General features: G+C 63.2%; 26 protein-coding genes and 2 pseudogenes. 26 read left to right on the forward strand and 2 right to left on the reverse strand.

Annotated features, from left to right (window positions below; all coding sequences use genetic code 11):
- The first annotated feature begins 9 nt into the window (after positions 1-9).
- The 11 genes and pseudogenes from AC1D1G_RS07655 (at position 10) to AC1D1G_RS07705 (ending at position 8,268) form a co-directional block, all read left to right on the forward strand.
- Positions 10-774, forward strand: coding sequence for an SDR family NAD(P)-dependent oxidoreductase (locus tag AC1D1G_RS07655; RefSeq protein ID WP_477951619.1), 765 nt, complete (start codon positions 10-12; stop codon positions 772-774).
- 100 nt (positions 775-874) lie between these two features.
- Entirely contained in the window at positions 875-2,251 is a 1,377-nt protein-coding gene (locus AC1D1G_RS07660; protein ID WP_477951656.1) for an aldehyde dehydrogenase family protein, read from the forward strand.
- Positions 2,252-2,263: 12 nt separating this feature from the next.
- On the forward strand, positions 2,264-3,007 hold the full coding sequence (locus tag AC1D1G_RS07665; RefSeq protein ID WP_477951620.1) for a carboxymuconolactone decarboxylase family protein: 744 nt from the start codon (positions 2,264-2,266) through the stop codon (positions 3,005-3,007).
- Between the two features lie 210 nt (positions 3,008-3,217).
- On the forward strand, positions 3,218-4,066 hold the full coding sequence (locus AC1D1G_RS07670) for an SDR family NAD(P)-dependent oxidoreductase (protein ID WP_043786965.1): 849 nt from the start codon (positions 3,218-3,220) through the stop codon (positions 4,064-4,066).
- Between the two features lie 532 nt (positions 4,067-4,598).
- Positions 4,599-5,150, forward strand: a complete 552-nt coding sequence (locus AC1D1G_RS07675) for a hypothetical protein (RefSeq protein WP_477951658.1) — start codon at positions 4,599-4,601, stop codon at positions 5,148-5,150.
- Positions 5,107-5,208: pseudogene (locus AC1D1G_RS07680) on the forward strand (hypothetical protein); the annotation flags it as partial. The gene AC1D1G_RS07675 and the pseudogene AC1D1G_RS07680, both read left to right, overlap by 44 nt.
- A 40-nt stretch (positions 5,209-5,248) precedes the next feature.
- Positions 5,249-5,905 carry a hypothetical protein gene (locus tag AC1D1G_RS07685; RefSeq protein ID WP_477951659.1) on the forward strand — a complete coding sequence of 219 codons (657 nt, stop codon included), beginning with the start codon at positions 5,249-5,251 and terminating at the stop codon, positions 5,903-5,905.
- Positions 5,902-6,198: a hypothetical protein gene (locus AC1D1G_RS07690; protein WP_005560796.1), complete on the forward strand. Its 297-nt coding sequence runs from the start codon at positions 5,902-5,904 to the stop codon at positions 6,196-6,198. Before AC1D1G_RS07685 ends, AC1D1G_RS07690 begins: the two co-directional genes overlap by 4 nt.
- A gap of 195 nt (positions 6,199-6,393) precedes the next feature.
- Positions 6,394-6,543 (forward strand): LuxR C-terminal-related transcriptional regulator, encoded by a 150-nt coding sequence (locus AC1D1G_RS07695; protein ID WP_477951621.1) that lies wholly within the window; start codon positions 6,394-6,396, stop codon positions 6,541-6,543.
- A gap of 439 nt (positions 6,544-6,982) precedes the next feature.
- Entirely contained in the window at positions 6,983-7,252 is a 270-nt protein-coding gene (locus tag AC1D1G_RS07700; protein WP_477951622.1) for an RES domain-containing protein, read from the forward strand.
- A gap of 254 nt (positions 7,253-7,506) precedes the next feature.
- Positions 7,507-8,268, forward strand: a complete 762-nt coding sequence (locus AC1D1G_RS07705; RefSeq protein WP_477951623.1) for an NADPH-dependent F420 reductase — start codon at positions 7,507-7,509, stop codon at positions 8,266-8,268.
- 547 nt (positions 8,269-8,815) lie between these two features.
- Here AC1D1G_RS07705 and AC1D1G_RS07710 read toward each other — a convergent pair.
- Positions 8,816-9,826 carry an NADP-dependent oxidoreductase gene (locus AC1D1G_RS07710; RefSeq protein ID WP_477951624.1) on the reverse strand — a complete coding sequence of 337 codons (1,011 nt, stop codon included), beginning with the start codon at positions 9,824-9,826 and terminating at the stop codon, positions 8,816-8,818.
- 187 nt (positions 9,827-10,013) lie between these two features.
- On the opposite strand from AC1D1G_RS07710, the gene AC1D1G_RS07715 reads away from it, so the two are divergent.
- The 13 genes and pseudogenes from AC1D1G_RS07715 to AC1D1G_RS07775 all read left to right on the forward strand — a co-directional run bounded on the left by AC1D1G_RS07715 (position 10,014) and on the right by AC1D1G_RS07775 (position 19,482).
- Positions 10,014-11,030: a polysaccharide deacetylase family protein gene (locus tag AC1D1G_RS07715; protein WP_477951625.1), complete on the forward strand. Its 1,017-nt coding sequence runs from the start codon at positions 10,014-10,016 to the stop codon at positions 11,028-11,030.
- A gap of 52 nt (positions 11,031-11,082) precedes the next feature.
- A complete protein-coding gene (locus AC1D1G_RS07720; RefSeq protein WP_477951626.1) occupies positions 11,083-12,603 on the forward strand; it encodes a long-chain-fatty-acid--CoA ligase in 1,521 nt (506 codons plus the stop codon).
- A 92-nt stretch (positions 12,604-12,695) separates the two neighbouring features.
- A complete protein-coding gene (locus AC1D1G_RS07725; protein WP_477951627.1) occupies positions 12,696-13,643 on the forward strand; it encodes a helix-turn-helix transcriptional regulator in 948 nt (315 codons plus the stop codon).
- A 118-nt stretch (positions 13,644-13,761) separates the two neighbouring features.
- Positions 13,762-14,598 carry an SDR family oxidoreductase gene (locus AC1D1G_RS07730; RefSeq protein ID WP_477951628.1) on the forward strand — a complete coding sequence of 279 codons (837 nt, stop codon included), beginning with the start codon at positions 13,762-13,764 and terminating at the stop codon, positions 14,596-14,598.
- A 255-nt stretch (positions 14,599-14,853) separates the two neighbouring features.
- Positions 14,854-15,036: pseudogene (locus AC1D1G_RS07735) on the forward strand (hypothetical protein); the annotation flags it as partial.
- A 15-nt stretch (positions 15,037-15,051) separates the two neighbouring features.
- Positions 15,052-15,825 (forward strand): 3-oxoacyl-ACP reductase FabG, encoded by a 774-nt coding sequence (gene fabG / locus AC1D1G_RS07740; RefSeq protein WP_005563657.1) that lies wholly within the window; start codon positions 15,052-15,054, stop codon positions 15,823-15,825.
- Positions 15,822-16,277: a MaoC family dehydratase gene (locus tag AC1D1G_RS07745; protein ID WP_061696955.1), complete on the forward strand. Its 456-nt coding sequence runs from the start codon at positions 15,822-15,824 to the stop codon at positions 16,275-16,277. Before fabG ends, AC1D1G_RS07745 begins: the two co-directional genes overlap by 4 nt.
- A gap of 612 nt (positions 16,278-16,889) precedes the next feature.
- Complete coding sequence (locus tag AC1D1G_RS07750) at positions 16,890-17,309, forward strand: MarR family winged helix-turn-helix transcriptional regulator (RefSeq protein WP_061696956.1); 420 nt, start codon at positions 16,890-16,892, stop codon at positions 17,307-17,309.
- Between the two features lie 36 nt (positions 17,310-17,345).
- Complete coding sequence (locus AC1D1G_RS07755) at positions 17,346-17,801, forward strand: hypothetical protein (protein WP_164065321.1); 456 nt, start codon at positions 17,346-17,348, stop codon at positions 17,799-17,801.
- Entirely contained in the window at positions 17,798-18,064 is a 267-nt protein-coding gene (locus AC1D1G_RS07760) for a hypothetical protein (protein ID WP_164065322.1), read from the forward strand. The genes AC1D1G_RS07755 and AC1D1G_RS07760 overlap by 4 nt, the downstream gene beginning before the upstream one ends.
- Entirely contained in the window at positions 18,061-18,360 is a 300-nt protein-coding gene (locus AC1D1G_RS07765; RefSeq protein ID WP_164065323.1) for a rhodanese-like domain-containing protein, read from the forward strand. The genes AC1D1G_RS07760 and AC1D1G_RS07765 overlap by 4 nt, the downstream gene beginning before the upstream one ends.
- A 294-nt stretch (positions 18,361-18,654) precedes the next feature.
- On the forward strand, positions 18,655-18,825 hold the full coding sequence (locus AC1D1G_RS07770) for a hypothetical protein (protein WP_005563647.1): 171 nt from the start codon (positions 18,655-18,657) through the stop codon (positions 18,823-18,825).
- 216 nt (positions 18,826-19,041) lie between these two features.
- Entirely contained in the window at positions 19,042-19,482 is a 441-nt protein-coding gene (locus AC1D1G_RS07775) for a hypothetical protein (RefSeq protein ID WP_477951629.1), read from the forward strand.
- A 47-nt stretch (positions 19,483-19,529) separates the two neighbouring features.
- Here AC1D1G_RS07775 and AC1D1G_RS07780 read toward each other — a convergent pair whose 3' ends face one another.
- Positions 19,530-19,763, reverse strand: a complete 234-nt coding sequence (locus AC1D1G_RS07780) for an excalibur calcium-binding domain-containing protein (RefSeq protein WP_477951630.1) — start codon at positions 19,761-19,763, stop codon at positions 19,530-19,532.
- On the opposite strand from AC1D1G_RS07780, the gene AC1D1G_RS07785 reads away from it, so the two are divergent.
- Both AC1D1G_RS07785 and AC1D1G_RS07790 read left to right on the forward strand, forming a co-directional pair.
- Positions 19,753-20,004, forward strand: a complete 252-nt coding sequence (locus AC1D1G_RS07785; RefSeq protein WP_477951631.1) for a type II toxin-antitoxin system Phd/YefM family antitoxin — start codon at positions 19,753-19,755, stop codon at positions 20,002-20,004. The two genes, AC1D1G_RS07780 and AC1D1G_RS07785, sit on opposite strands and share 11 nt — an antisense overlap.
- Positions 20,001-20,261, forward strand: a complete 261-nt coding sequence (locus AC1D1G_RS07790) for a Txe/YoeB family addiction module toxin (protein ID WP_477951632.1) — start codon at positions 20,001-20,003, stop codon at positions 20,259-20,261. Before AC1D1G_RS07785 ends, AC1D1G_RS07790 begins: the two co-directional genes overlap by 4 nt.
- The last annotated feature ends 449 nt before the right edge of the window (positions 20,262-20,710 follow it).

Genomic DNA, 20,710 nt, shown 5'->3' on the forward strand with positions numbered 1-20,710 from the left:
GGCTTTCACATGAAGCTACACGGAAAGGTCGCAGTCATCACCGGCGCTGGATCCGGAATGGGACGCGCAGGCGCGCTGCTGTTTGCCCAGGAGGGCGCTCAGATCGTCGTCGCCGACCGCGACGAAACCGCAGCACGAGAGACCGCAGAGCTGGTCCGCTCGAAGGGTGGCGAAGCATCCACCGTCGTCGCCGATGTCACGACACTCGAAGGCAACGAAACGATCGTTCGCGGCGCCGTCGAGGCCTTCGGCGGCGTGGACGTGTTCTGGGCCAATGCAGGCGTCGCGGCACCGATGAGCCCCCTGGCAGAGCAGTCCATCGACTTCTTCGACACCCTCATGGCAGTCAACGCAAAGGGGCCGTGGCTGGGGGCTCGCGCAGCCATGCCTTTCATGCAGCAGCGCCCCGGCGCCTCTTTCATCATCACTGCATCCCTCTCTGGATTCCGGGCTCGACCGAACAACAGCGCGTACTCCACGTCCAAGGGTGCGGCAATTCAGCTCACGCGTGCATTGTCGATCGAGTTCGCACCTCAGGTTCGGGTCAACTCCGTGGCGCCGGTATCCACCGAGACACCCATGCTCCGCACCTTCATGGAGCACCAAGACGACATCGAAGCGACCATCAACGCGCAGCGTGCCGGAGTCCCGCTCGGTCGACTCGCCCAAGCAGACGACGTCGCAAAGGCTGCGCTGTTCTTCGCATCTACAGACTCCGAGTTCATCACCGGTGTCACCCTCCCCATCGACGGTGGAATCTCGGCTCGCTCCTGAACCCGCCCTTGCTACAGAGAAAGAACTCACAAATATGCACAAGGAATATTACGGTTCGATCATCGACGGCAAGGAACTGCCTGAAGCAGGTACAGCGACGATGGACAGCATCGACCCGGCGACTGGCGGCGTTCTCGCCAGAATCCAACGGTCCGACTCCGCAGTCGTCGACGAAGCAGTCGCCTCGTCGCAACGCGCATTCGAACGTTGGCGTGCAGTAGACGGTTCCGTTCGCGCCGATGCCATGAACGCCCTCTCGAAGGCGATTCTCGACAATCTCGACGTACTGGCATACCTCGAATCCGTCGACAACGGCAAGCCGCTGCGAGAAGCACAGGCCGACGTACGACTGACCGCCAGCTACTACGCGTACTACGCGGGAGTAGCCGACAAGATTCACGGCGAAACCGTTCCTCTCGGCCCCGCATTTCACTCGTACACCCGCGTCGAACCATACGGAGTCACCGCGCACATCGTCCCGTGGAACGCAGCCCTACAGCAGACCGCACGCGGTGTCGCACCCGCCATTGCCGGGGGCAACACAGCAGTGGTCAAACCCGCCGAGGACACGTCGATGGCGGTCGTCGAATTCGCCAGACTGGCCGTCGAAATCGCAGGAATCCCGCCCGGTGTGATCAACGTCGTCACCGGCCTCGGCGCCGAGGCCGGTGCAGCGCTCGTAGAGCATCGTGATGTCCGACGTATCGCCTTCACTGGGTCCGTTCCCACCGGCCAATCCGTATTACGCGCTTCGGCAACCCATCTGAGCCCGGTGACCCTCGAACTCGGCGGCAAATCACCGAACATCGTTTTCGCCGATGCCGATCTCGACAAAGCTGCAACTGGTTCGCTGACCGCGATCAACTTCAACGCCGGCCAGGTATGCATGGCAGGAAGCCGCTTACTGGTTCACTCGAGCATCCACGACGAATTCGTGGAACGGCTGACCCGGCTCGACCGCGCCGTCGGTCTTGGTCGCGGCATCGACAACCCCGACATGGGACCGATCACCACCGAGAAGCAGTACCGAAAGATCCTCGAATACTTCGACATCGGACGCTCCGAAGGTGCAGAAGTGGTCGTGGGCGGTGGCCCGGCACACGTCGCAGGACTGGAGGACGGCCGCTTTGTTCAACCCACCATATTCACCGGCGTGCGCAATGACATGCGCATTGCTCAGGAAGAGATTTTCGGTCCAGTCCTCTCGGTCATCGTGTTCGATGACGAAGAGGAAGCGATCCGGATCGCGAACGACACTCCCTACGGCTTGACAGCAGGACTGTGGACCAACGACCTCGCCAGGGCGCACCGCGTGGCGGGTCGAATCGACGCCGGCCAGGTATCGGTGAACAACTACTTCGCGGGCGGAATCCGCACACCCTTCGGTGGATACAAATCGAGCRGATTCGGCCGAGAGAAGGGACCCGACGCGGTCTATCACTACCTGCAAACCAAGTCCGTCGCGATTCAGCTCTGAGAAGGCATGCCGATGACAATTTCCAAGGAGAATTTGGCCCCCGTGCAGGCTCTATCCGGTCACCTCGGTGATTGGAACGACACGCTCGATGCCGAGTACCGCGATTCCCCAGAGTTCTTCGACAGATTTGGCGCTATGGTCGACGTCCCCCGATCACGTGGGGCGCTCACCCCTATCGAACTCGCGCTGATTGGGGTCGCTGTCGTAGGCAACGCTGCCAGCACGAATTGGCCGCGACTGCGTGCATATGTGCGGGCCGCTCTCGACCTCGGCGCGAGTCGAGCCGAGGTCCGTGACGTATTGCAGCTGGTCAGCATCATGAGTATCCATGCGCTGTCGATCGGGGCGCCGGCCGTTGCAGAAGTTCTGTCCGAACGGGGGATTCGTCCTCCATCCGGGCTGAGTGACCGACAGCGGAACCTGCGTGCGGATTTCGAACAGAAGCGCGGGTACTGGCACAAGAGCTGGGACGATGTCTTGGCGCTCGACCCGGACATGTTCGAGGCCTACATGAACTTCTCCACCGTCGGGGCCCAATTCGGTTCGTTGCCAGTGAAGTTGCGTGAATTGATCTACATTGCCATTGATTGCGTGGTCACACACCTATACGTCCCAGGCGTGCAGATCCATACGCGGGCCGCGCTGGATGCAGGTGCCAGCGTGGAGGAGATCCTGTCGGCGATCGAGATAGCCACGTTCACCGGTGCGGATCCGTATTTCGAGGCAATGACGCGCATACCCGAATTGTTCGAGTGACGGGGCAACTCGCTCGGATTCCCTGATCCAGTCGGGTCGCGCACTTCGGTTGGTGTGTGACTCGACTGCGTGAGTCGTGCTGCGGCGGCGGTGATCGGATTTGTGCGCCGCAGGCACCGGAAGGTCCATGAATCCTGATCAGCACAGGAAGTGCTGCCAGGCAGAACTTTCAATCCTCCCACGGTGACTGTTTCGGATCAGGAGATCGGCATGGTAGAGCTCGAAGGCAAGGTTGCAGTCGTCACTGGCGGCGCCAGCGGGATCGGATTCGCAATGGCAGAACGTTTTGCCGGGGAAGGCGTGAAGGTCGTACTTGCCGATATCGAAGAAGGCAGTTTGGATATCGCAGTTTCGGCCCTGAGGGCATCAGGAGCCGACGCTATCGGTGTCCAGACAGACGTATCGGATCCGGAGAGTGTGCACAACCTGGCATTACGCACGATCGACGAATTCGCCGGTGTCCATATCCTGTGCAACAACGCGGGGGTCGACAGCGGCGCGTTGTTCGCCGACATTCCCCTGCGAACCTGGCAGTGGGTGATGGATGTCAACTTCTACGGCGTCCTCCACGGCTGCCGGGAGTTTCTCCCTCTCCTCCGGCAACAACCCGAGGCGCACATTGTCAACACCTGCTCGGTGGCTGCATTCGCGACCGGTGCACCAACAATGAGCCCCTACGTTGCATCCAAGTTTGCGGTTCTGGGGATGAGTGAAAATCTCGAGATCGAATTGCGAACGGCAGGAGAGTCGATCGGGGTCTCGGTGCTGTGCCCAGGTCCGGTCAAAACACGCATGACAGAGTCCGAACGCAACCGGCCCAGCGGCGTCGTATCCACGTTGGCAGATCCCGTTCGGCGTTCTTCGGTCGAGCGTCTGGCAGACACTACCGCCGCGTCCGGCCTGGAACCGGGCCGCGTAGCAGAGATGGTTGTCGACGCGATCCGAACCAATCGCTTCTTCATCCTGCCCCATCCCGACATGGCGTTGAAGGGAGTGGAGCGACGTATCGCGTGGATGAGGGATGGTACAGCGCCCGGCGCGCGCGAAGCGGGCACGTAAAGACCCACTCACATTGTCCGAGATGCTTGGCCGACGCGCTTCGCCCGCCGAGCAGCGCTCTACGGCCCGGATCGAGGTTAACGCATTCGACGAGATCACCGACTCGACAACGACTGCTTTGTTGGCAGCTCACCGGGTGTTCTCGCGCGGGCACGCGCGGATCTCGCGGCGAAGTCTCGACTCCTGGATAGAACAGCATCCGGGGCGCGTCTAAGTCTGAATTTCATGAAGTTGAGATCAGAGTCTCCGGATGCCGAAGGCTGCAGCACAGTCGCGCCGGTGACGGCGATGCTTAACGCCCACGCCGGTTCCTCAATGTTCATCGCTGCACTGCCGGGGCGCTCCTGGCGAGCTTGAATTTCGGAGAGTCGGTCAGGGTGATTGCGGCGGTTGCCATGCCGCCGCCGGATTGCYGGCCATCCCCACAGGGCTCTCGGCGGGACCGAGCGCGTCGAACTGTTGGGCCGCATGGACGCCGGCGAGGTGATCTGTCTGCCGAGTTCGGCACGTTCTCGACAACTGCGAGCGTTTGGTGGATGCAGTCGCCACGCTCTCCGGGAAACTGCTTCGGACCTGTCCCGAGCTTCGGATTTTGGCCACGAGCCGGGAGGCCCTCGATATCGAAGGGGAAGCGATACGGCGCGTACCGCCGCTGACGATTCCCGACACGGACGATGAGTTGTCCCTGCGCGGCCTGCCCCAGTACGACGCCGTGACGCTGTTCATGGAACGTGCCGCCGCCGCGGTGTCCAGGTTCGAGTTGATCGAGGACAACCGGATCACGGTAGCGCACATCTGCCGTGCGCTTGAAGGCCTACCCCTGCCGATCGAGTTGGCGGCCGCGCGGTTGCGGGCGATGTCCGCCGATCAAATCGCCGAACGACTGAATGACCGGTACAAACTGCTGACCCTGGGAAGTCGTGGAGCGCCGAGGGCGCCAACAGACGCTGCAGTTGTCAATGGACTGGAGTTACGACCTATGCAGTTCCCCGGAACAGCAGCTGTGGGAACGCTTGTCGGTATTCGCCGGAATCTTCGAATTGGATGCGGCGGAGGGTATTTGCGAGGGAGAGGTGGCTCCTGAGGATCTGCTGGACATGCTGACAGCGTTTGTCGACAAGTCGATCCTGATCAGGGATGTTCCGGGCGGAGTGGTCCGTTTCCGCCTTCTCGAGACGGTGCGTGACTACGGCCGACACAAAGCAGAGCAGTCCAGCGAATTACCAGGCGTTGCGCTGGCGGCACCGGGATTGGTACGAGAAGCCGGCACTGACAGCGGAGGCGGAGTGGGTCAGTTCCCAGCAGTTGAAATGGATCGCACGTCTCGGGCGCGAGCAGTCGAATCTCCGTGAGGCGATGACGCTGTGCCTGTCCGAGTCTGACGATACCGACACCGAGGCCGGGCTGCGGATCGCAGCAGCGCTCTACCCCTTCTGGCTTACCCGCGGCAAGCTCACCGAGGGACGGTACTGGCTCGACCGCGCCCTAGCCTGCCATCCCCGGCAGTCCACCGCGACACGCGTCAAAGCCCTGTACTACAGCAGTGTGCTGTCCGAACTGCAGGGTGACATCCCCGCGGCGACTGCCCTGGTCGAGGAGGGGCGATCCTTGGCTGAGCAGATCGACGATCCGATGACGCATGTACTCGTCGCCCAAGCCGAAGGACTACTCGCGATCAGCAACAGCGACCTTCGGCGTGCGAGCGGACTTCTGGAAGAATCCCGCGATATTTACGCGACACTGAACGATGACCATCGGAAGGTTGCAGTTCTGTACCTGCTGGGTTTGGCATACGGATGCGTGAGGACATTCCGCGGGCGATGGCATGTCACGCGATGACGCAGAGCCTGGGCGAGTCGATTTATCGCTCGTATTCGTTGTGGTCCATGGGCGTTGGGGTGGTGCGGCAGGAAGATTCTAATCGTGCCGCCCGCTTGCTTGAACAGAGTTTGCGGCTCGGCCGACTGGCGGACGATCAAATTACCGTCACCGTGTGTCTGGAGTCCCTCGCGTGGCTCTGTGACGAGAGCCGTGCAAAGCGTGCTGCGGCTCTAATGGGCGCCGCCGAGGAATTGGGGCACACCGTGGGCAGCTCGACGGTGATGTTCCCCCACCTCCTCGTCCACCATTAAGCGAACAAGCGCCGGATTCGCCATGCACTCGGTGAGCGCGCCTTTCAGGCCGTCCGGGAAGGGCGGGCGCTCGGAATTCAAGGTGCCATTGTTTATGCCCTGAGCGAGCCGCCCAGGGTCACGACGCCGCCCGCCGGTATCGCGACAAACCTGACAAAACGTGAATGGCAGGTCGCCGACCTTGTAGCCAAGGGATTGACCAACAGAGCGGTCGCCGCCAGTCTCGTCATTTCGGACCGTACCGCCCAAGGCCACGTAGAACACATCCTGACCAAGCTCGGATTCACCTCACGAGCACAGATCGCGGCCTGGTTCGTTGACCAGACCCGACGCGAAGAACTCTGATCGTTCGAGCTCAATCAAGTTTGATGTGGGCGTGCAGGCTGCGGTTGAGACGGGAGCCCGAACAGGGGTGAGCGGTACAGGGGCGTCTTGGGAACGAATGGGGACGGCGCGCGATCTTGGACAGTCCGTCCAGACCTCCGGCTTCGTACTGTTTGCGCCTGTCGTGACAGTTTGTCAGGAGACCTCGAACCGTTCGGGTACGTCGACGATGCGTGCGCCGTCACGCACCGCGGGGACGGCTCGTAGTCGGATCTCCACGGTCGGTGGCGCGTCCCGGTTACGGCATCTGGTACGGCGCCGTCAGTCCTCGCGGCGGGTTGGCCGAGGCGTTTCAGAGCGCCCGGGTGATCGACCGGCACCGCGGCGACCCGTATCTGACCGGGCTGCGATTCACCCGCCCGCTGAGACTGCTCGATGTGTCCGGCATCGGGGAGGGGGCGTGGGCGACCCGGGTCGGCGGCAACCACGCCCTCGACTCCGCGACCACGGCCGAACCCAGCACTGGGCCCGCACCATTCACCGGGCCCATGACGATCTCGATGGGATCGCCTACCGCGGCCGGTTCGCCGGCGGTGTCTGCATCGCGATCACCGAACGCGCCGCCGACGCGTTTCCTGCGCTGCCAGCGTTGTCGCTGCCGTGGTCGCATCCCGGGTTGTCCGGACCGATCGACAGCGCGGCCTATCAGCTCGGCTACACCATCACCTGACGCTGCGAAACACGCGTGGGCGAACCGGCTGGGCCCGCGGCACACGGCGTCCGGCGCCGGGGTCCGCGATGCTCCCGCACGTTTCGCGGCAAGTAGGGCTCACCCCGCCACAACGCGAGTTCCAAGAGCAGCTCACGACGTACAGCACGATCCGTGCCGCAATCGGGGTAATCCACTCACCCACGAAGGACCGAGAAAGCGGACCGTCGGCCGTCTGAGCCGAACTATCAAGTATTTGAATCAGGACGAGCGGAATGCGCCCACGCGGAACTATCCGACGGTCTTCGTTGTTGACGCATACAGCAGTCGCAAAGTATCGCGGCACTCGACGAAGGAGCACAAGAGATATGCGCATCGGAATCATCGGAGCTGGTCAGATCGGTGGCACACTGACACGCAGGCTGACTGCGCTCGGTCACGATGTGCGCATCTCGAACTCTCGGACACCCGACACCCTCGCAAACCTCGAGGCGGAGACCGGCGCAAAGGCGGTACTGAACACCGAAGCCGCCGAGGGTGCAGACCTGGTGATCGTGAGCATCCCGCAGAAGAACGTCGTGGACCTTCCCGCCGACATCCTCGCCGGCGCTGCCGATGGTGCTCCGGTGATCGAGACCAACAACTACTACCCGCAGCAGCGAGACGGATTGATCGCCGCCATCGAAGGCGGTCAGGCAGAAAGTGAATGGGTGCAAGAACATCTCGGAGTTCCGGTGTTTAAGGCATTCAACGGAATCTGGTGGAAGCACCTTCTCGAGAAGGGCCTACCGGAAGGGTCGAGCGGACGGATCGCGATCCCCGTCGCCGGCGACGACGCACTGCAGAAGCAGGTGGTATTCGATCTGATCAATCAGCTCGGCTTCGACCCTGTCGACGCGGGCACTGTCGAAGATTCCTGGCGTCAGCAGCCGGGAACCCGGGTCTACGGCAAGAATCTTGATCGGGAAGCGACGTTGAAGGCACTGGCGCAGGCAACGCCTGAGCGCACCGACGAGTGGCGTGCTGTGGCGCAGTGAGCGTTCGGTGTCGAGTGGCGGTTCCGAATAGGAAGACGCCGCTCGGCCGGTGGGTTAGTCCTGGTTCCACGCGCGCGCCCAGGACGGCATCGGTATCGTAGCGGCGGGCGAGCGGGCGCCTTGTCCGGTGTACGGCCAGCCGCTGGGCAGCGTGCGGCCGCGGTACTCATTTCGGTGGTTGTTGCGGGTGGCGGACCCGGATCGGGACCTGGTCGACGATTCGGTCCCGCTGGCTCCGGGGTGGCCTGCCTGCACAACACCACATCGCGACCCGCGCTAGCCGCGATGTCCTGATTTGGCTCGTTGACGCACAACTTGTTGGACATGCACAATCGCTGAACGCCACTTCGGGTGCCGTCGCCGCTCCGCAGCGCGTTCAAATACAAGGTCTGGCGCACTCGACTGCCCTTAATGCGTACAGCTCCCAGGGACTCCACCAGCTCCCAGGCAAAAGTCGGCCGGATATCCTTTGCATGCGTCGGAGGCTGTATCCCGGCTGCGCGGTGACGGGATACGAACCTCCGGCTGAGGTGGCTTCAGAGGCGGGCTACGCAGTCAGATCGATGATGAGCTTGCCTGGTTGGCCGTGGGAGAACGAGTCCACGAAGGCGGCCGGCAGCTGCTCGAATCCGGGCAATACCGATTGCACGGCCTCCAACTGTCCGGAACTGATGAGTTCGGCGAGCGTGGCTTCAACCTCTGCCGCACGGTCCAAGTAGTCGAGCACGACGAATCCCTGTGTGAGGATACGCTTGGTGAGAAGCTGTCCGAAATTTTTTGGGCCGGATGGGCGTTCGGTCAAGTTGTAGCCGTCGATCAGGCCACACAACGCGATGTGTGCGTGGTTGTTCAGCCGGGCGATCGATGCCTCGAACATCGGGCCCCCCGAGTTTTCGAAGAGGCGGTCGATGCCGTTCGGTGTTGCCGCCTCGAGCTGGTCCTTCCATTCAGGGGCCTTGCGGTCGACGACGGCGTCGGCGCCCAGCCGGGCCACCATCGAGCACTTCTCGGCGCCTCCTGCGACGCCGACAACCTGTGCGCCCGCCTGCTTCGCGAGCTGGACTGCCACGCTTCCGACTGCGCCAGAGGCGCCGGAGATCAGAACGGTGTGCCCTGGTTCCGGCCGCAAGATGTCGCACACTCCGGCCCACGCGGTCAGGCCCGTCATCCCGAGGACGCCAAGGTAGTGCTCCAAGGGAACGACCTCGCGTGATGCGATCCGGTCCCAGTCAGTGCCGGGTGAGCTGACGATCTGGTGCCGTTGCCAGCCGACGAAGCCACGAACGATGTCGCCCGGGGTGAAGTTGCTGTTGCGTGAGGCGGTCACGCGGGCCAGTCCGAAAGCGCGAACTGGCTCTCCGATTGCGACTGGCGGAAGGTAACTCGGTCGGTCGTCGAGCCAGCCCCTGATGGCCGGATCGATCGAGATGAAGAGGGTCTCGAGTGCGACGTCGCCAGCCTTGAGTTCGGGCAGGGCGACGTCCTCCACGCGGAAGTCCTCCAAGCTCACGTGGCCTTGGGGGCGCTGCGCGAGGACGATCTGTTGTGATGAATTCACGGTGTGCTACTCCTTCGTCACCAACGACGGTAGAAGTCATGACAAGGCGAAACTTGGCCCTATGCGCACGGGATGCGAAGAGCGCGCACGGCGCGCATCTCGATGCCGAATGCGATGCGCCTGAGGAAAGCAGGTGCGCGCAAACAGCCAAGACGTGATGTCCATCACTTCATAGGGTCGGTGACAAATGGGCTTCGCGCCGAGGAGCCCTCCTGGTAGATCCGGAGTCAACGCAATGAATGACACACGCGCCGACCGACCTCTTAAGATTGCGGTCACGATCGATGACTTCGTCCTGTGGGACGGCGTTCCCATGCCGGACGACACGACTCCCACCGACATCACGCGTTCCGTGGCGAAAACGCTGAACGACTACGGACTCAAGGGCACCTACGGCTTCTCTCACACATACCGGCTCGAGAACGAGCCAGAGCAAATCGAGGCCTTCGAGGCGTGGGCCGAAGCAGGCCATCACCTGGGTAACCACACTCACCAGCACGCTCCACTGCGCTGGATGCCCGACGCGGCATTCCGACGCGATTTTGAGACGGCCGAGAAGTACATCGGTCATCTGATCGACGCCGCACCGTCGAAGTACTTCCGGCACCCCATGGACATGTCGTCAGGATCCGAACGACGTCGAGGGGAAGTCGAGAACTACCTCGCTGATCTCGGCTACCGCACTGCCCCGATCACCAGTTGGTTCAGTGATTTCGCGTTCATCATGCCGTACTTCCGCGCGATGACCCTAGGCGACAAGGACGTGCAGAAGCAGGTACGCGACCTGCACGTGTCGACCGCTGTTGACATGCTCTACCAGCACGCGGACACCGCGCATACCCTGTTCGGTGCCGACGCGCCTCTCATCTGGCTCGTACACGGCACCACGATCTCTCGTGACACCCTCGCTCCGATCCTCGAGGCATTCCTCGAGCGTGGCGTGGAGTTCGTAGCCCTCGATGAGGCGATGAAGCATCCGGTGAACTTCGGGAAGCCGCCGTGTAATGAGAGCTTCACCAACCAGCTTCAGAGGTTCGCGCTTGCTGCGGGCTTGCCGAAACCTGAACTCGACGTCGAGCGGCTTGCCGAGATCCTGAACCTCGCGCCTATTCCCGGCCTCGACACGATGGCGACTTACGAAGAGCGCATGTTCAAGCCGTTGGCGAAGCGGGTGGGAGCTGAGTACGACTGGGATTGGTCCTGAGTCGGCAATCCACATTCACAACGTCACACCGTCATTATCTGAAAGCAGGATCATGCTCAACCTGGCCACCATGCTTGCCGACACTGCTCGACGCACTCCCGGCAGAACCGCTGTCATCGAAGGTGACCGAACCCTCACCTTCGGTGAGATCGATGCGGCTGCGAACAGTGTTGCCCGTTTTCTTCTCTCACGGGGGTTGCGCCCAGGCGACCGCGTTGCCCTGACGATCGCGAATGTTGTCGAGTTTCCGATTGTCTACTTCGGCATCCTCAAGGCCGGTGGAGCCGTCGTGCCGCTCAACACGATGCTCAAGCGGGAGGAGGTTGCCTACCACCTCCGTGACTCGGGCGCGACGGCGTACTTCTGTACCGTGCTGGGGCTCGACGACGAGGCGTGGCGCGGATTCCAGGACGTCGAGTCCTGTGAGCATCTGGTCACCCTTGGCTCCGCAGTGCTCGATGAGCCAGGCGTGGGAACTACCCTGGCTGACGCATTGGCCGAACACCCCGCGGAAGAGGTCCTGCAGGTGACCGAGGCAACGGACACAGCGGTGGTCCTGTACACGAGCGGGACGACCGGCAAGCCGAAGGGGGCGGAGCTCACCCACGCCAACATGGTCCTCAACGCCATCGGGCATAACCAACTGCTCGACGCCCGAGCCGACGACGTACACCTGGTCACTCTTCCGCTCTTCCACTCGTTCGCACAGACCGTACAGCTGAACGCCGGCTTCGCAATGGGGGCCACCCTGGTCCTGCTGCCACGATTCGACGCAGCCGAGGCCCTGGCGTTGATCACGCAGCACCGGGTGACAGTCTTCGCCGGTGTCCCGACGATGTACTGGGCTCTGCTCAACAAGGCCGCTGACGGAATAGACGTTGACCTCGCCGGTCTCCTGCGAATCGCGCTTTCCGGCGCAGCTGCCATGCCCGTCGATGTGCTGGAGCGGTTCAGGGATGTCTTCGGTGTCGGGATCCGGGAAGGCTACGGACTCTCCGAAACCAGTCCCACCGTCACGTTCAACCCGCTCGACCAACCAAATCGGTCGGGATCGATCGGCAAACCGATCTGGGGAGTAGAGGTGAAGCTCATCGACGATCACTGGAACGAGGTCCCCGTCGGTGAACCAGGAGAACTCGCCGTACGTGGATACAACGTGATGAAGGGATACCTGGGGCGGCCCGAGGCGACAAAGGAAGTGATCCGCGACGGCTGGTTCCGCACGGGCGATATCGCAACGCGAGACGAGGACGGCTACTACTCCATCGTCGATCGCGCCAAGGACTTGATCGTGCGGGGAGGCTTCAACGTCTATCCGCGCGAGCTCGAGGAGGTGATCATCGGCCATCCAGAGGTCAGCCTCGTGGCCGTCGTCGGAATCCCCGATGAGCGAATCGGTGAGGAAGTGAAAGCCTTCGTCATCCGCGAGCCCGGATCGGAGTTGAAGGAGGAAGACCTGATCGGCTGGTCACGGGAACGGTTGGCGGCTTACAAGTACCCGCGCCTGGTGGAGTTCAGGGATACCTTGCCGATGAACGCGACAGGAAAGCTACTCAAGCGGGCTCTGCGATGATCACGCCGTTGGCGTGGGCGCCGGCGCGCGCTAGCGTCGACGGTGGCACGAGTCGCAGTTTCGGCATAGCGGTGTGAGAAGGTGCTCTGACGTTGTATTCCGTCGATACGTTGCGCAGCAACGAGCACGACCAGCGCGAGCGCGGTGATTGGTGGCGCGATCAGGTCTCGTCGATTCACTGTCCGATGGCCTTCTCCCTTGCGGACGGCTACCAGGGAACCCTTCAGCATCAACATTCGGACACGTACCAGCTAGTTCGTTGGTGGGGCGAAGCGGAGGTCCTCTCCCGCACGGCAGCGGACATCCGTCGACATCCACATGGCGCCTACGAACTGCTCCTACCGGTCCGGGGCGAAGTGATCCTCGAGCAGGATCGTCGTGAAGCCACGATCACACCGGCGGTCATGGCTCTCACATCGCTGGACACCGCGACTGTTCTGCGCCATGGTGATGGCTTCTCTTCTGTTGCATTCGTGATTCCACGTGACCGGATCGAGGCGCGGGTGCCGACATTGCCGCAGGCTGGCACCGTCCTCGGTGCGACATCTGGACTGGGACGCATCGTTGTCGACGTGGTCAGTAGTCTGCGCAGGGAGCGGCACGAGCTCACCGGGAGTCAGTTCGATGCGATAGCCGACCGAATCGTCGATCTCGTGGCGCTCGCCTACAACGCAGACACGGCCACCCCCTCCGTCGATGTTCAGGAAGGGTTGGTCACCGCCATCCGGCGCTTTGTTCGAGAGAATGCGCACGACCCGAACCTCACAGGAGCCGTGGCAGCGGCGCGCCTCGGCTGGTCGCTCCGGCACGTTCAGGCCCAGTTGCAGCGGATTGGGACAACACCGTCGGATCTCATCCGAGAGGAGCGTCTGGCGTTGGCGCGGTTGCGTCTGCAGGACCGTGGCTGGAGCCACCAGAGCGTGACTCAGGTGGCCTACTCCTCAGGATTCGGCGACCTCAGCACCTTCAGTAATGCGTACCGGCGGGCCTTCGGTGAGCGCCCGTCCGACACACGTTCTGCGGCATCCGCAAACGACTGAATCAGCGGCCCGCGGGCCCGCTCGACGACCGGGGTCTGCGCGTGTCTGCTGCGCGCGATGCAAGCGAAGTGCGCTGCCCCCCAGGAGATAACGCCAATGCGGACCTAGCGTAGATGGCATGAATAGTGCAACCACCTCAGAAGTGCGACCGGCGCCCGACACCCTCTTCTCTGTCGCCGGGCGGACCGCCGTCGTAACCGGTGGCTCACGAGGGATCGGCGCCACGATCGCCCGCGGCCTGGTACTGGGTGGTGCCCACGTTGTCATCACCAGCCGAAAGGAAGAACAGTGCCGCGCGACGGCCGAAGCCATCAATGCCGAGGCAGACGCTGCGGGAACGGCAGGACGCTGCACCCCCGTCGCCAGTGACCTGTCGTCGGCCGAAGGGGTGACCGGTCTGGTCGACTGGCTCGGCGAGCACCTGACAAGCATCGACGTCCTGGTGAACAATGCCGGGGCCACCTGGGGTGCGCCACTTGAAGAGTTTCCCCTCATCGGTTGGACGAAGGTGCTCAACACCAACCTTGTCGCTCCGTTCTACCTCATCACGGGAACGCTTCCGCTTCTTCGCAATGCGGCACGCCCCGACCGGCCCGCTCGTGTCATCAACATCGGCAGCGTGGATGCCTTGGCTACACCTAGCTGGGAGAACTACTCCTACAGTGCGAGCAAAGCCGGGCTGCACATGGTCACCCGCCATTTAGCCAAGCAACTGGCTTCCGACGGCATCACTGTCAACGCGATCGCCCCCGGACCGGTCTTGACGGACATGCTCGGACACGTCGCGGCGGATCCAGAGGTCGAGGCAGAGCTGCTTGAGCGTGTCCCGCTGGGCCGCTACGGACAAACCGACGACCTGATCGGCACGGTCCGGTTCCTGGCCTCCCGTGCCGGCTCTTACCTGACCGGCACCATCATTCCGCTCGACGGCGGGATCTCCGGCTGCGCCGGCTGAACCTTCGCCTCCACCTTCTTCCACGTACAGCAATCACCGATTCGAGGAACAACCATGCCTGAAGTTGTCATCGTCGCCCCTGCACGTTCGTCGATCGGAAGAGCCATCAAGGGCTCCATTGAAGGACATTCGGCTCGATGACCTCCCCGTCCAGATGGTCACGGCCACGTTGGCGAATCTACCCGCACTCGATCCAAGCGCCATCGACGACCTCATGCTCGGTGTCGGCGAACAGTGACCGAACGTCAGCGGTGGGCCATCGCCATCGGCCACCCGTTCGGCATGACCGGTGCGCGGATCACCAGCACCCTCATCAACTCACTGCAGACACACGACAAGCAGTTCGGCCTCGAAACCATGTGCGTAGGTGGAGGACAGGGCATGGTACTGATCCTCGAACGCTCTCCTGACCCGAAGTCACATCGATCCAATCCTTGAGAGGTACTCCATCTCGTGAACGCATCACCTCATCCCGAACACCGCCGTACCGCAATCGTCACCGGTGCTGCACGGGGAATCGGCGCCGCCGTCGCACGGCGGCTCGCCGCAGACGGCCACGCTGTCGCCGTCCTCGACCTCGAGGAGGCCGCCGCCCAGTACGTGGTCGACACGATCACTCAGGCCGGAGGCACTGCACTTGCTGTCGGCGCAGACGTCTCCAACGGAACTGGTGTCGAGAAAGCAGTGGATAAGATCACAACGGAGCTCGGAGCGCCGGTCGTTCTGGTCAACAACGCTGGCGTCACCCGCGACAATCTTCTGTTCAAAATGTCGGCCACCGACTGGGATACCGTCCTGAACGTCCACTTGCGTGGCTCGTTCCTGATGACGAGAGAGGTTCAGGGACACATGACTCAGGCCGGTTTCGGACGGATCATCAACCTCTCGAGCGTGTCGGCGCTCGGAAACCGCGGTCAAGCGAACTACGCCGCAGCCAAAGCCGGGCTGCAAGGTTTTACCAAAACCCTGGCCCTCGAACTCGGCAAATTCGGCGTTACCGCCAACGCCGTTGCTCCCGGTTTCATCGAGACCGAGATGACAGCCGCGACGGCAGCGCGAATGGGAATGAAATTCGACGATCTCAAGAAGCGGGCGGCCGCCGACATCCCCGTCGCCCGAGTTGGGGTCCCCGACGACATCGCACACGCGATCTCATTCCTTGCCAGTGAGGGAGCCGGATTCGTCTCCGGGCAGGTTCTCTACGTCGCCGGAGGGCCCAAAGTATGAAGACACTCAACGGAATCGATGAATTGCACGCGGTGGCGAACACCCCGATCGGCTACTCGTCATGGCACACCCTCACACAGGAGAAAATCGACGCGTTCGCTGACGCGACGGGTGACCACCAGTGGATTCACGTCGATCCCTCACGGGCTGCTGACGGACCGTTCGGTGCCACCATCGCCCACGGACATCTGCTGACTTCGATGATCCCGATGCTTGTATGGGAGGTCTACGTTGTCGACGGCGTCCGAATGGGAATCAACTACGGGTCGAACAAGGTTCGATTCCCGGCACCCGTTCCCGTCGGTTCACGGATTCGGGCTGGGGTTGAAATAGCAGACGTTGAAACCGTTCCCTCGGGCGTCCAGGTTGTCACGGCCGTCACGATCGAACGCGAGAATGCCGACAAGCCGGTTTGTATTGCTGAGATTGTCAGCATCTACTTTCCGAATTAACGTCGCAACTTTGCGAAATCCCCACCGGATAGATTGCACGATGACAAGTGATCGAAGGGGGCTGCACTGGCTCAGCGGGTCTTCTCGCTTGCGGCGACCACGTCGCGGCGGAAACTCTTCGGGGAACGGCTTCGGGATCGCGAAAGACTTCGGGATTTCCGAGGCGACCCTGCACAACTGGGTCAAAATGGGTCTCGGTGACGAGGGAAGTGGGGAGTGAGGCTCCGGTGAAGACGTCGCCGAAGGAGATTCGTGAGTGGGCGATCAGCGAGGGTCACGAGGTGTTGTCCCGCGGCGGATTTCGGCCGAGCTCGAGCGAGCCTTCCGTGATGCTCAGGTAGCGACGCCGGTCGCGTGAGTCGCAACATTGCCCTGTTCCAAAGTGTGGCCGTCCTGCCAGGGAGGCTATGAGCCTGCGGGACGATGATCTTCGGCGCCGTGCGGTGGCGGTTGTCCGCGTCAGCGGTGCCGGTGTCGGGTCTTCGCCGGCACCGGCGAGGCTGGTCAGGGCCGGGGTGGAGTTCGGCTTCTCTCGGCGTGAACTCTGAGGGGGGAATCGACGGTTCGCCCACAAATTGAGCTGTGGTGGTGCGGTGTGGGTAGCCTGCTCCCATGTCGCAGCCTCCGCCTTTCAGTCCTACGGTCACGCTGCTCACGGTGAGCCGGGTGTGGGAGGCGGCATTCACCGACGGTTTGAAGCCGCTCGGGTTGACTACCCGCAAGTACGGGCTGTTGGGGCACATCCGCGGGACGCCGGGCATCTCGTTCAGTGAGCTCGCTCGGCGTTCCCGCATCACCGTGCAGAGCGCTCACACGGCGGTCGCGGCGTTCGTCGAGTCCGGGTTGGTCGACGACTCGACCGCGCACGCCGGGGCCGCCTCGACCCTGCGGATCACGGCGGAGGGCGAATCACTGCTGGCTCGCGCGGCCGAGGTAGTGGCCCGTCTCGATGACGAGTTCGCCGCGCAGCATCCCGAGCTGACCGAGGCGCTGCGGGCGCACATGGTGCGGGTGATGTCGGCGACTGACTGACACCTCACCCGCCAACCTTCAGTTAGGCTGAAGGTCATGGAATCGTTGTTGCTCACCCTCCACGTCGTGGCGGGCATCCTCTTCGTGGGCCCGGTCGCGGTGGCCACCAGCCTGTTCCCCCGACACGCACCGGTGACCGCCACAGTGTGCGGTGCGCAGCAGATCGAGCGGAACATCAACACCGCCCGGGTGCTGCACCGGATCACCCGCCTCTACGGCGTCCTGGCGATCGCGGTCCCGGTCGTCGGCCTTCTCCTCGCCACCGTGCAAGGCCGCACGAGCGAGGTCTGGGTTGTGGTCGCGATGGTGCTCACCGCGATCGCCGGTGGACTGCTCGCCCTGCAAATCGCCCCGCTCCAACAACAGGCGCTCACCACACCCGACGACGGAATCCAACTCCGGCGCCTCGGCATGGTGACCGGCCTGTTCAACCTGTTGTGGGTGGTCGTCGTCGTGCTAATGATCGTGCGACCCGGATCGAGCTACGTATGACCGGGTTGCTGCGCACGCTGGCCGTGCTCTCGGCACTCGAGACCGTCAGCGTCCTGGGGTTGCTGGCCAACCTCGGCACCGTGCACGACGCCGCGGTCGCCGGTGTCCTCGGCCCGATCCACGGTGCGCTCTACCTGTCCGTCGCCGTCACGGCACTGCTCGGTCGCGGCCTGCCGACCCGGACCCGCATTGGTGCGCTCGTGCCCGTGCTCAGCGGCCCTCTCACGATGGTCAACCTGCGGCAGGAGGCGCGCAGCGCATGAGTCTCAGGCATTATCTGCGCCGACCGCCGGCGATCAGCGCCGCGGAGGCGGTCCGCCTCGTCGAACACGGTGCCCTCGTTGTCGATGTCCGCCGCCAGTTCGAGTGGAACCGGGTACACATCCCCGGCGCCGTGCACGCGCCACTCGAGGAACTGCTCGACCGCTGCCTGGAGTTCCCCGACGACCGTCTGCTCATCACCTTCTGTACCGGCGGAATTCGCTCGGCCGGGGCTGCGAACCTGCTGGTGGAGAACGGCTTCGACGCGGTGGACATGAGCGGTGGCCTCGTCCACTAGCGCGGTGTGGACGGGTCACTGACCGCCCGGGGAGAGGGTGGCACTCTCCCCGCGATCCCGTCCCTTGCGACACTGGTCGAGCTGGCCCCCGGCCTGGGCGGATCGTCTAAGGGTGTGCGCCGCCCGCCCGATACTTGGTGTCATTCGCTCGATATGCAATGGGTGTCGACTGGAGTGACGCCATGTCCCGCAAGGGCGGAGTGGTGGTCCGCGCTGCGTTGTCGGCGTTCTGCTCGGCGCCACGCGGGAGGCATAGTTCCTACTCGCACTCCGCTGGGGTGGGATGCTAAGGCCGTGAGCGAGCGAAACGTAGCCGACGTCGAGCGTGAGCTCGCCATGCTCGCCTACGTCCGCGACCGCCTCCGGGTCTCGGAGGGCACAGACTTACGGATCCCGACCACCGCCGTAGACCGGGTTCTCGATGAGCTCAACAGTCTCGAACGGGCGCCGCGGAAGCGGAACTGACCCCCGCCGGTGCGGACCGGTGGCGGGGCCTCGCATCTGAGGTGGCCGGCCGCGCACGGTTGTAGCGGCCTCTATGAGGTGGATCTACGCATATACCCCGCCGATGACCCACGACAGCGCTCGCGTTCCGGCCTTCTCGTTGCCGTCCACCGGTTTTTCGGGTCGGCCGCAGGGCAGGAGTGGTGCAATGAAGGTGTGTGACGAGGTGAGTGAGCGATGAAGCAGGTCCTGAAGGCGGTGCTGGTGTGCCTGGTGGTCGGCGCCGCGGTGCTGGTGGTGTGGGCGGTCGCGTCGCGACCGCACCCGCCCGAGCCGCCGCGCCCGCTGCCCGATACCGCGGTCATGGTCCACGGCGGACCGACGACGTGCAGTGAACTCTTCGGGCAGCCCTGTGATTTCGGGTTGCAGTCCGCCTTCAACCGGTGGGGGCCAGGCCTCCCTCCGTTCGTCGATTCCGGGGTCCTGGGCCCGTACGCCGAGCGGATCGGGTTCGTGGCGTCGGCGAAGCTGAGTCTGGACGCCTGCGCACTCTCGCACACCACCGGAAAGACGGTCCTCGAATTCATCGACCAGGCGCAACGGCAACACCCGGACGCCGGCAGCCCCGAGTTGTTTCCGTTCTGGAACCGGACCCGGCAAACCCTGTGCCCCCTGTGACCCGCACCGTCGACCACGGCACGACGTCGCGCGATTTTGACGCCGCATCACTTGTCGCAGGCGATACCGTCCTTGTCCCGGTCGAGTTTCGTCGAGTAGCCGGGCTCGCCTTGGTAGATCGGCGCCGCACCGGCTGCTTCTGCCTCGGCGCAGGACGCGAAGCTGAACCGTGTCGTCGAAGTCGTCGGCGAACACCGGTCGTCCCCTTGGACTGCGGAAGTATGTCGGGATACGTACAATTTCTTGTACGTAGTAACTGGAGGTGTGCTCATGAGAACCATGACCTACTCGGAGTCTCGCGCGCGGTACGCCGAGGTCCTCAACGCCGTCGTCGATGACCGGGAAGAAATCGTCATCACGCGGGCGGGTCACGAGCCGGTGGTGATGGTTGCGCTCGACGACTATGAGTCGTTGAAGGAAACGGCATACTTGCTCAGGAGTCCGGAGAACGCCCGCCGGCTGTTGGCGTCGATCGATCGGTTGGAGTCCGGCGGGGGAACTGTCCGGGATCTGGCTGAATGAAACTTGTCTGGGACGAGTCTGCGTGGGAGGACTACGTCTGGTGGCAGGCGCAGGATTCGAAGATCGTCAAGCGGATCGACACACTACTCAAGGATGTCGAACGCAACGGGAACGACGGAATCGGCAAGCCCGAGCCCCTCAAGCACGGTTTTCAGGGCTACTGGTCCCGGCGTATCACCGATGAGCACCGGCTGGTCTATAAAATTGTCGATGATCAGATCCGCATTGCTGCCTGCCGTTACCACTTCGGACACTGATCGCGCTCACCACGGCGCGGCGGCTGGGCTTGTCGACAACGACTGCGGAATGGTTCTAGTCCACTGGGCATGGCGCTCCGACTGTCCGCGTGTCGGGAGGGCTCGCAGTAGGCAGGATTGGTGGTTGAGGTGTGGCCGACCCGCCGAGTTGGGGGACGTCTTGGTGGCTGGGCTGGACGCCCTGACCGACCGCGGCCTGCTGACCCGTCGAACCGATCGGCAGCGTCTGCTGACGATCGGCTTCGACGACCTTCGGGGAATCCTGCACCACGCGAATCGCTGCACGGACCATCACCTCAGCCGACGAAACGGCCTCCCCGCACCGACGCTCTCGCTGCAGCCAGCTGATGCGCATGGACGGCGTGTCTCGGCCGACGAGTGGCAGGGTGGTCGTTTCCACGGTTCTGCCGATCTCGATCACCGCGACGACCCGGAGGAGCAATTTGTCA

The organism is Rhodococcus sp. P3_B8 (genome assembly GCF_056402775.1).